Origin of the sequence: Reyranella soli, from assembly GCF_007992495.1 — a bacterium.
GTDB lineage: Bacteria > Pseudomonadota > Alphaproteobacteria > Reyranellales > Reyranellaceae > Reyranella > Reyranella soli.
On the sequence record NZ_BKAJ01000112.1, the window covers coordinates 37,366 to 47,094 of the forward strand.

The window sequence follows — 9,729 nt, forward strand, 5'->3', positions numbered from 1 at the left end:
TCATCCACCCTTTCCAGTGGCGTCGGCAGGAACGCTGCCGAGCAAGGTCTTCGCCCGCTCCGTCTTGGCCTCGAAGAAGGTGTACGAGAGCGTGATGGTGCGGACGTTGTCGTAGCGCCGATCCTTGTCCATCTCGGGATCGACGAAGAACACCACGGGCATGTCGACCGACTGCCCGGGCAGCAGCAACTGCTCGGTGAAGCAGAAGCATTGCAGCTTGTTGAACCACGGCCCGGCGTGCTCGGGCGTGACGTTATAGGTCGAGGTGCCGACGATCGGGCGCTGCGAAACGTTGGTCACGCGGTAGTGGACCAGCTTCTCCTCGCCCAGCTTGACCTTGACCTCGCGCTCGAGCGGCGTGAAGCGCCACGGCAGGTTGGCATCGACGTTGGAATCGAAGCGCACGTTGACGGTGCGCGACAGCACGGGGCGCCCCGCTCCATCGGCGCCCTGCTCCACGGCGACCTTGGGCGTGCCGCCGAAGCCGGTGGCGCGGCAGAACATGTCGTAGAGCGGCGAGGCCGCGTAGGCCAGCGCCAGCATGCCGCCGACCGTGGCGGCGAGCGTCCAGGCGAGCCGGGCGTTCTTGTCGCCGCTCATTGCTGCGGCCCCATGCGCACGATGGTGAGCACGAAGAAGATCACGACCAGCACCACCAGGAAGCCGGCCACGACAAGGTTCTTGCCGCGCTGGCGGCGGTGGATGTCGGAATCGCCGGGGCGGTTGTCGGCCATCACGCTCATCCGGCCAGCATCCGGGACACCAGCTGGTCGACCGGCAGCGCGGCGAACAGCGCGGCGAGATAGATCAGCGAGAAGCGGAACATGCGACGCGCCGGACCATGGCCGGTCGCGTCGTCGGCCGCGCGCCACACCGTCACGGCGTGGCCGATGAAAGAGAGGCTCAGCACCAGGGCGACGGCGCCGTAGAGCCAGCCGACCGCGCCCATCAAGGTCGGCACCAGCGCCACCGGCAGCAGCACGAAGGTGTAGATCAGCATCTGCCGCTTGGTCTCGCGCGGCCCCGCCACCACCGGCAGCATGGGCACGCCGGCGCGGCGATAGTCGTCGCTGCGATAGAGCGCCAGCGCCCAGAAGTGCGGCGGCGTCCACAGGAAGATCAGGCCGAACAGGGCGATCGAGATGAGCGAGACGTCGCCGGTGACGGCAGCCCAGCCGATCATCGGCGGGAAGGCGCCGGCGGCGCCGCCGATCACGATGTTCTGCGGCGTGCGGCGCTTCAGCCACACCGTGTAGATGAAGACATAGAACAGGATCGCGGCGGTGAGCAGCCCGGCCGCGACGAAGTTGGTCGACACCGCCATCAGCAGGACGGAGAAGATCGACAGCAGCACGCCAAGACCCAGCGCGTCGTCCGGCGCCACGCGGCCGGCCGGCAGAGGCCGGTTGGCGGTGCGCGCCATCAGGGCGTCGAGGTCGCGCTCGTACCACATGTTGATGCAGCCGGCGGCGCCCGAGCCCAGCGCGATCGCCAGCACGGCGAGCGCGGCGGTGAAGGGATGCAGGTGGCCCGGCGCGATCATCACGCCGACCAGGCCGGTGAAGACAACCAGCGACATGACCCTGGGCTTGAGCAAGTCGACGTAGTCGCGCACGCGCGTCGGCGGCGCCTCGTCGAATGCCCTCAGGATCTGTGTCGTGTCGCTCATTGCTCAATCAAGGCGAAGGCGCCGACCTCATGAATCCTGGAGGGGGCGCCTTCGCTCCTATCTCAGTGGTGCGCCGTCGGGGAGATGTGCGGCAGTTCCTCGAAGGTGTGGAACGGCGGCGGCGAAGCCACCGTCCATTCCAGCGTCGTGGCGCCGTCGCCCCAGTAGTTGGCGCCGACCCGCTTGCCGGCCAGCATTCCGCCGAACACGACGAAGATCAGCCAGAAGATGGTCGAGCCGAAGGAGATGAAGGCGCCGATCGAGGAGATGTAGTTCCAGTGCGACATCGCGTCGGGATAGTCGACGTAGTGGCGCGGCATGCCGGCGAGCCCGCTGAAGTGCATCGGGAAGAACGTCAGGTTCACGCCGATGAAGGTCGTCCAGAAGTGGATCTGCGCCGCCCACTCCGGATACTGCCGGCCGGTCATCTTGCCGAACCAGTAGTAGAAGCCGGCGAACATGCCGAACACCGCGCCGAGCGAGAGCACGTAGTGGAAGTGCGCGATCACGTAGTAGGTGTTGTGCAGCGAGTAATCGACGCCGGCATTGGCCAGCACGACGCCCGTGACGCCGCCCACGGTGAACAGGAAGATGAAGCCGATCGCCCACAGCATCGGCACTTCGAGGCGAATCGAGCCGCCCCACATGGTGGCGATCCAGGAGAAGATCTTGATGCCTGTCGGCACCGCGATCACCATCGTCGCGGCGACGAAGTAGGCGCGCGTATCGACATCCATGCCGACCGTGAACATGTGATGCGCCCACACCACGAAGCCGACGACGCCGATCGCCACCATCGCGTAGGCCATGCCCAGGTAGCCGAAGATCGGCTTCTTGGAGAAGGTCGAGATGATGTGGCTGACGATGCCGAAGGCCGGCAGGATCATGATGTACACCTCGGGATGGCCGAAGAACCAGAAGAGGTGCAGGAACAGGGTCGGATCACCGCCACCCTCGGGCTTGAAGAACGAGGTGCCGAAGTTGCGGTCGGTCAGCAGCATGGTGATGGCGCCGGCCAGGACCGGCAGGGCCAGCAGCAGCAGAAACGCCGTCACCAGGATCGACCAGGCGAACAGCGGCATGCGGTGCAAGGTCATGCCCGGCGCCCGCATGTTGAAGATCGTGGTGATGAAGTTGATGGCGCCCAGGATCGAGGACGCGCCGGCGATGTGCAGCGAGAAGATCGCGAGATCCATGCCCGCGCCCTGGCTGATCGTGAGCGGCGGATAGATCGTCCAGCCGGTGCCGACGCCGCCGCCGATCACGGCCGAGGCCAGCAGCAGGAGGAAGGCCGGCGGCAGCAGCCAGAAGCTGATGTTGTTCATGCGCGGGAAGGCCATGTCGGGCGCGCCGATCATCAGCGGCACGAACCAGTTGCCGAACCCGCCGATCAGCGCCGGCATGACGACGAAGAACACCATGATCAGGCCGTGCGCCGTGACGACGGTGTTCCACAGGTGGCCGTTCGGCGTGCCGTCCGGACCGTTGAAGTACTGCACGCCGGGCTGCAGCAGCTCGAGACGCATGACCACCGAGAAGGTGGCGCCGATCAGGGCGGCGAAGATCGCGAACACAAGGTACATCGTGCCGATGTCCTTGTGGTTGGTGCTGTACAGCCAGCGCTTGATGCCCGTCGGCGTGTGATGGTCGTCGTGACCATGAGCGTCGTGTGAGTGGGCGGCGCCGTACCCGGTGGCCATTTTATCTCTCCTGCGGCGAAGCGCTTAGCGGTTGGCGGGAGTGGCGGAAGCGAAGTCGGTCGCCGGTGCGAGGCCGGCCGCCTTCTTCTTCTGCTCCACCCATTTGTCGAAGACGTCCTTGGAGACCACGCGCACCGCGATCGGCATGTAGCTGTGATTGTCGCCACAGATCTGCGAGCACTGGCCGAAGTAGAAGCCCTCTTCCTTGACGTTGATCCAGCCCTCGTTGAGGCGGCCGGGGATCACCGTCTTCTTGATGCCGAAGCCGGGAACGGTCCAGCCGTGCATCGAGTTGCCGACGGCGGTGCCGATGATGCGGACGGTGGTGCCCTTGGGGATCACCATCTCCTCGTCGACCGCCAGCAGGCGCGGCACCTGCGGCTTCTGCTTGATGCGGTCGGCCTCGGGCAGGATGCGGCTCTCGACCGTGAAGTCACCCTGGTCGGGATAGTTGTAGGTCCAGTACCACTGGTTGCCCGTCACCTTGATGGTGAAGGCGGGATCGACGGCCTTGTCGCTGTAGTAGAGCAGCCGGAACGACGGGATGGCGATGACCACCAGGATGAGGATGGGCACGACCGTCCAGGCGATCTCGAGCACGGTGTTGTGGGTCGTCGTCGTCGCACTCGGGTTGCGCGAGGCATGGAAGCGCCACACCGCGTAGATCAGCAGGGCCAGCACGAAGATGCAGATCAGCGTGATGATGACCAGCAGGAGGCCGTTCAGCGATTCGACCTTCTCCATCACCGGCGTGAAGGGCGGTGGGAAGTTCGTCTGCCAATCGTGCGGCACGCCGACGATCGGCTGCGCCAGGGCGCTACCCGCGAACCCAAGCGCGGCGCTCACCACCATCCCGAGAATGCCCAAAACGCGCTTGCCGTTCATGCAATCGTCCCTTCAGCAGGCCGCTCTCTCTGGAGGGTTCCGACCCGCAAAATCCCCCGCATTTCAAAGCGGTTAGTACCAGATATAGGCCTGTGACGTAACGGGTTTTCGGCCTTAATCGGTATGTGGCGGCCGGTCGCACTCGTTAATGAAACACGCTGGAAAGCGCCTCGCCGTAGCCTGCCTCGTGCACGGTGCGGGCGAATGACGGCGTGCTCGCCCGACGCTGGAAGCCACCGTCCTTCTGATAGGCGAAGAGCTCGGCGCCGGTTGCATCCTCGATGGCGGTCACGACGAACGAGCCGCGCAGGCGGCCGACGCTGACCAGGAGATCGACAGATTGACGCGGCACGCCGGCAACCGCCCGCGGCTCTCCGGCGGCGAGAATGCCGCGCGCTCCTGCCGACAATAGTTTTTCCAGCGCCGCGGCGTCGGCTGGCTGCAGCGAGTCGACGACCAGCAGATCGGGGCGGAACTGATTGCCGGCGGCTAGCAGTGCACTCAAGGATACCTGCGCCGAGGCGACCAGCTCGACTTTCGCCATCGATGCCCCTGCCATCGATATTCCCCGGAATTCGCGGTGCGGTGCCACGGTAACAACCCTGACATCGGCAAGATCGCGCGTCAGGGCCGCCAACAGGGCGGTCTTGCCCGCTTTTTCAGGTCCGACCACGAGGATGTTCAGGCGGCTGCGGATGGCGATGCGCAGCAGGTCGGCCATCCTCCGGTCGAGCCGCCTGGCTGCGACCAGCCGTTCGAGGGTCGCCTCACCGGGCTCGCCGCGCCGCAGCGCCAGGACGGGCCCCGCCGGCGCCGCCGGTGGAAACAGCACCACACCCTCGCTGCCGTCTCTCAGGCTGACCGCCACTGCCGGCGACGCGCCCGGCCGCGCAAGACGTCCGACGATCTCTTCGAGATGGGCTCGATCGCGAAACCTCTCCTGCGACGGTTCGATGACACCCGCACGCTCGACTTGGATCGAGTCCGGCCCGTTCACGAACACGGCGCGGATCGAGCGATCGGCCCACAGGCGATCGATCGGCCCCAGGCCGCAGAGCTCGCTCAGTGCCAGTCGCGTCAGTCGATCGCGCTCTTCGGGCGCCGAGTCGACGAGCACCGATGCAATGGCGTCGACCACGACCTTGCGCGGCAGGCTGAACGGATCGCCGACGAGCCTGCCGCGGACCTTGGCCACGACGTCGGCGATCTCGCGCGGCGTCATCGTCACGAGACGCGACGGTGGCCCCGCGAACACCGCATCGCCGACCGGCGGCGGTGGCGCTGCGGCGTCGGCGCCGGTCCACGATGTCGTCGCTGTCGAAGGTTCGTTGGCGAACTGCACGAGCGGGCCGCTCGCCCCGCCGCGTCCGCTCTGCCGTTGCACGAGCAGCTCGGCGACCAGGCGACGCAGCTCATAACTGGTGAGCGTCACCCCGCGGGTGCGGAAGGTGTTGTGCACGACCTCGCCGATGGCATAGGCGATTTCCGGCGGCGAGCGGCCGCCATCGAAGGCCGCCGCTACCTTGCCCATCATCCCGACCACGAAGGCGCGCCAGGTCTCCTGCATCAGGCGTGCGCGCCCGGCATTGCCGCGCAAGGGGAAGATTTCCTCGAGCGGACGCGCGCGACCGTCGGCGTGCGGCCGTTCGAGCACGGAGTTCAGGGCGGCCGGGCCCTCATCGAGCCGCTCTCCGCCATCCATGGCGGTCATACGACAATCCGATTTATCAATGACTTCCCACTATTCCTGCACTCTAAGCGCCGGTTTCGCCGAAACTCCACGGGAAACGATGCACACCCCGACGCCGGCCCGATCGGCGGCCGACTTGAGGCTTGTCTTTCCGGGATCGGCCAGTATGGTCGCGCGCCGACCTATCGGCGTGGTGAGAGTGAGGGCCCCATGATGCGTCTGGCACTGACGCCGTTATTCGTCGCCGTCTCTTTAATGTTCGCAGGAGCGACCGCCGCCATGGACAAGGAAAACACGCTCTATATCGATCTCAAGGATGGCCGCGTGGTCATCGAGATGCGTCCGGATCTGGCGCCCAAGCACGTGGCTCAGATCAAGAAGCTCGCACGCGAGGGCAAGTACGACGGCGTCGTGTTCCATCGCGTGATCGACGGCTTCATGGCCCAGACCGGCGATCCGACCGGCACCGGCTCGGGCGGCATGGGCGAGACGCTGCCGGCCGAGTTCTCCAAGGAGCCGCATGTGCGTGGCGCCGTGTCGATGGCGCGCACCAGCGATCCCAACAGCGCGCGCAGCCAGTTCTTCATCGTGTTCAAGGATTCGAACTTCCTCGACAACCAGTACACCGTGTGGGGCAAGGTCACGTCGGGCATGGAGTTCGTGGACAAGATCAAGAAGGGCCAGGGCCAGTCGGGCTCGGTCCCGGCGCCGCAGGACAAGATGATCAAGGTCCAGGTCGCGGCCGACGCGAAGAATTAGGAGCCACGAAGACGATGTCATCCCGAGCGCAGCGAGGGACCTTTAGGCAACAGGAAAGGTCCCTCGCTACGCTCGGGATGACAGTTTTGCTGTCGCCGACGCCGTGCCTCAGCTTTCCTTCGTCACCGTATGGAAGGTCTTGGAGATGATCTGCCAACGACCGTCCACCTTCAGCAGCGTCAGATAATCCGTGAAGTAGCGCGGCGGCAGCTGGCATTCGACCTTGGCGATCGCCGTGGTCGGGCCGGAGAAGTCGATCGACACGATGCGGTCGGCGCGCGCGCTGCCCTTGGCCTTACCGGACGGCCGACCTTCCACCATCTTGAACCACTCGCCACGCGGCCAGTCGGTGGCCTTGCCGTCGCCGGCCGCGGCGTAGAGATGCGAGGCGGGATGGAACGCCTCGCCCAGCTTCTTGGTGTCGCCTTCGTAGAGGCCGTCGAAATAGACCTGCAGCATCTTCTCGACTGCCGAGACCTCCGAGCTCATTGCTTGTCCTCCGTGTTCAGATCGCCCCATTCGGGCTGACCAGGATCTTGCCGTTGCGGCCGCCTTTGTCGGCGTGCGCCAGGGCGTCCTTGATATTCTCGATCGGATAGACCGTGTCCACCGGCGCGGAAAGCTTGCCCGCCATGACCTGTCCGCCGAGATCGGCGTAGATCGCGCGGATCTCGGCGGGACTGCGCCGCGCCAGGAAACGACCCAGCATGAAGCCGGTGAGCCGTATGCCTCGATAGATGAAGTTGTTGCGCGTGACCTTCGGGTCCTCGCCGCTCATCGAGCCGTAGTGGACCAAGGTGCCGTCGGTCGCGAGGCAGTCGGCCAGCCGGCCGGTGGCCGCGCCGCCGATCGCCTCGACGCCCAGCATGATCTTGGCGTCGCCCGTCACCTCGCCGACGTGGCGCGCCAGGTCGCTGCTGTCGACCACCACGCTGTCGGCGCCGAGCGCCTCCAGCTCGCCGGCCAGATCGGCGCGGCGCACGACATTGACCGTGCGCAGGCCGCGCTGCTTGGCCAGCACGATCAGCAGTCGGCCCACCGCGGAGTTGGCGACGTTCTGGATCACCCAGTCGCCGGGCTTGAGGTCGACGAAGTCCGACAGCATCAGCTGTGCAGTCGGCGGGTTGATGCGCACCATCGCGGCCTGCCTGAGGTCGATGCCGGCCGGCAGCGGGATCGCGTCGTCGCCCTTGACCTTGCGGCGCTGCGCCCAGTTCTCGCGCTGCAGGTTGATGACAAGGTCACCCTTCTTGACGTGATTCACGGCCGACCCGACGGCGACGACACGGCCGACGCACTCGGCGCCCGGTGTGGCCGGCAGCGGCGGCTTCAGCCGGTAACTGCCGCGGCAGAACCACATGTCGGCCGGATTGATGGGGAACGCCAGCACGTCGAACACGACTTCGTCGGCGGCCGGTTCGCCGACATCGGGCACATCGGCGCAGCGCGCGACGTCCCAGGGCGTTCCATAGCGGTCGATCTGGACCTGCTTCATGCTGCTCCTCCCGACGTTTCACAGGCGCTTTGTTGGCCCGTCGATTGCTTATATTGTGATTCGACAGGGGGTGAAATGCCGGATGGCGGCCAAGGCATTCGATGAAATGAATTCAGGCGCAGCGGACGCTGTCCGCGCGCCCTATCGCGCCGTCGCCAACTGGCTGGCGCAGACCTCGCCCGAGAAGGTCGCGGCAACGCGGCATGAGGTCGACGTCTTCTATCGCCGGCACGGCATCACCTTCGGCGCCTATGGCGCCGTCGACGGCGCGGAAACGACGATCCCCTTCGACATCATCCCGCGCGTCATCGCCTGGGACGAATGGGAGTACCTGCACAAGGGCCTGGTGCAGCGCGTGCGCACGCTCAACGCCTTCCTGGCCGACGCCTACGGCGCGCGCGAGATCTGCCGCGCCGGCGTCATCCCCGAGCAGCAGGTGCTGATGAACGCCGAGTTCGTCGCCATGGCGCAGGGCCTCGACTTGCCGGGCGGCGTGCACGCCCACATCGCCGGCATCGACCTGGTGCGCGTCGGCGAGAAGGATTTCTATGTCCTCGAGGACAATGTGCGCACGCCATCGGGCGTGTCCTACGTCCTCGAGAATCGCGAAGTGATGATGCGGCTGGCGCCCGAGCTGTTCTCGGCCATGCGCGTGCTGCCGGTCGCCGACTACACCGAGGAGCTTTTGGCAACCCTGCGCTCGGTGTCGTTCAGTGACGATGCCGAGCCCAACGTCGTGCTGCTGACGCCGGGCCACTACAACAGCGCCTACTTCGAACATGCCTTCCTGGCCGACGAGATGGGCATCGAGCTGGTCAAGGGCTCCGACCTGTTCGTCGACGAGGGCCGCGTCTACATGCGCACGCCGCGCGGGCCGCAGCGCGTCGACGTGATCTACCGGCGCGTCGACGACGCCTTCCTCGATCCGCTGGCGATGCGGCCGGATTCCTTCCTCGGTGTCGCGGGGCTGCTGGGCGCGCTGCGCGCCGGCCGCGTCAACATCGTCAATGCACTGGGCAACGGCGTGGCCGACGACAAGTCGACCTACACCTACGTGCCGGAGATGGTGCGCTTCTATCTCGGCGAGGAGCCGATTCTGAACAACGTGCCGACCTGGCGCTGCGATCGCGCCGACGACTTCAAGTACGTGCTCGAGCGCCTGCCCGAGCTGGTGGTCAAGGAGATCCACGGGTCGGGCGGCAAGGGCATGCTGGTTGGCCCCACGTCGAGCAAGGCCGAGATCGAGGAGTTCACCACGCTCTTGAAGGCGCGGCCGGACAACTACATCGCCCAGCCGACCTTGGCGCTCTCGACCTGCCCGACCTTCGTCGGCCAGGGCGTGGCGCCGCGCCATGTCGATCTGCGGCCCTTCGTGCTGTCGGGCCGCAAGACCACCATCATTCCCGGCGGCCTGACACGCGTGGCGCTGAAGGAGGGTTCGCTGGTCGTCAATTCGAGCCAGGGCGGCGGCACCAAGGACACCTGGGTCCTGGCGCCCGGCGCGGCGGCGGGTGATTAACATGAGTTCATG

General features: G+C 66.2%; 10 protein-coding genes. 2 read left to right on the forward strand and 8 right to left on the reverse strand.

The genetic code is table 11. The annotated features are described in order from the left end of the window. The 6 genes from RSO01_RS30090 to RSO01_RS30110 all read right to left on the reverse strand — a co-directional run bounded on the left by RSO01_RS30090 (position 1) and on the right by RSO01_RS30110 (position 5,965). Positions 1-600: a cytochrome c oxidase assembly protein gene (locus RSO01_RS30090; protein ID WP_147154262.1), complete on the reverse strand. Its 600-nt coding sequence runs from the start codon at positions 598-600 to the stop codon at positions 1-3. Beyond that, entirely contained in the window at positions 597-734 is a 138-nt protein-coding gene (locus tag RSO01_RS47610) for a cytochrome c oxidase system small membrane protein (protein ID WP_170303456.1), read from the reverse strand. Before RSO01_RS47610 ends, RSO01_RS30090 begins: the two co-directional genes overlap by 4 nt. A gap of 5 nt (positions 735-739) precedes the next feature. Beyond that, the gene (locus RSO01_RS30095) at positions 740-1,669 is read right to left on the reverse strand and encodes a heme o synthase (RefSeq protein WP_147154263.1); all 930 of its coding nucleotides are present in this window, start codon (positions 1,667-1,669) and stop codon (positions 740-742) included. A 62-nt stretch (positions 1,670-1,731) separates the two neighbouring features. After that, complete coding sequence (ctaD, locus tag RSO01_RS30100) at positions 1,732-3,369, reverse strand: cytochrome c oxidase subunit I (protein ID WP_147154264.1); 1,638 nt, start codon at positions 3,367-3,369, stop codon at positions 1,732-1,734. A gap of 24 nt (positions 3,370-3,393) precedes the next feature. Continuing rightward, complete coding sequence (gene coxB, locus RSO01_RS30105; protein WP_147154265.1) at positions 3,394-4,254, reverse strand: cytochrome c oxidase subunit II; 861 nt, start codon at positions 4,252-4,254, stop codon at positions 3,394-3,396. A gap of 145 nt (positions 4,255-4,399) precedes the next feature. Further along, a complete protein-coding gene (locus tag RSO01_RS30110) occupies positions 4,400-5,965 on the reverse strand; it encodes an ATPase, T2SS/T4P/T4SS family (RefSeq protein WP_147154266.1) in 1,566 nt (521 codons plus the stop codon). A 189-nt stretch (positions 5,966-6,154) separates the two neighbouring features. On the opposite strand from RSO01_RS30110, the gene RSO01_RS30115 reads away from it, so the two are divergent. Beyond that, positions 6,155-6,703 carry a peptidylprolyl isomerase gene (locus RSO01_RS30115; RefSeq protein ID WP_373867963.1) on the forward strand — a complete coding sequence of 183 codons (549 nt, stop codon included), beginning with the start codon at positions 6,155-6,157 and terminating at the stop codon, positions 6,701-6,703. Between the two features lie 108 nt (positions 6,704-6,811). On the opposite strand, the gene RSO01_RS30120 is transcribed toward RSO01_RS30115, so the two are convergent. Continuing rightward, a complete protein-coding gene (locus tag RSO01_RS30120) occupies positions 6,812-7,192 on the reverse strand; it encodes a nuclear transport factor 2 family protein (protein WP_147154267.1) in 381 nt (126 codons plus the stop codon). A gap of 16 nt (positions 7,193-7,208) precedes the next feature. Beyond that, positions 7,209-8,198, reverse strand: coding sequence for a zinc-dependent alcohol dehydrogenase family protein (locus RSO01_RS30125; RefSeq protein WP_147154268.1), 990 nt, complete (start codon positions 8,196-8,198; stop codon positions 7,209-7,211). Positions 8,199-8,280: 82 nt separating this feature from the next. Here RSO01_RS30125 and RSO01_RS30130 point away from each other — a divergent pair, with 82 nt between their 5' ends. Then, on the forward strand, positions 8,281-9,717 hold the full coding sequence (locus tag RSO01_RS30130) for a circularly permuted type 2 ATP-grasp protein (RefSeq protein ID WP_147154269.1): 1,437 nt from the start codon (positions 8,281-8,283) through the stop codon (positions 9,715-9,717). Positions 9,718-9,729 lie beyond the last annotated feature (12 nt).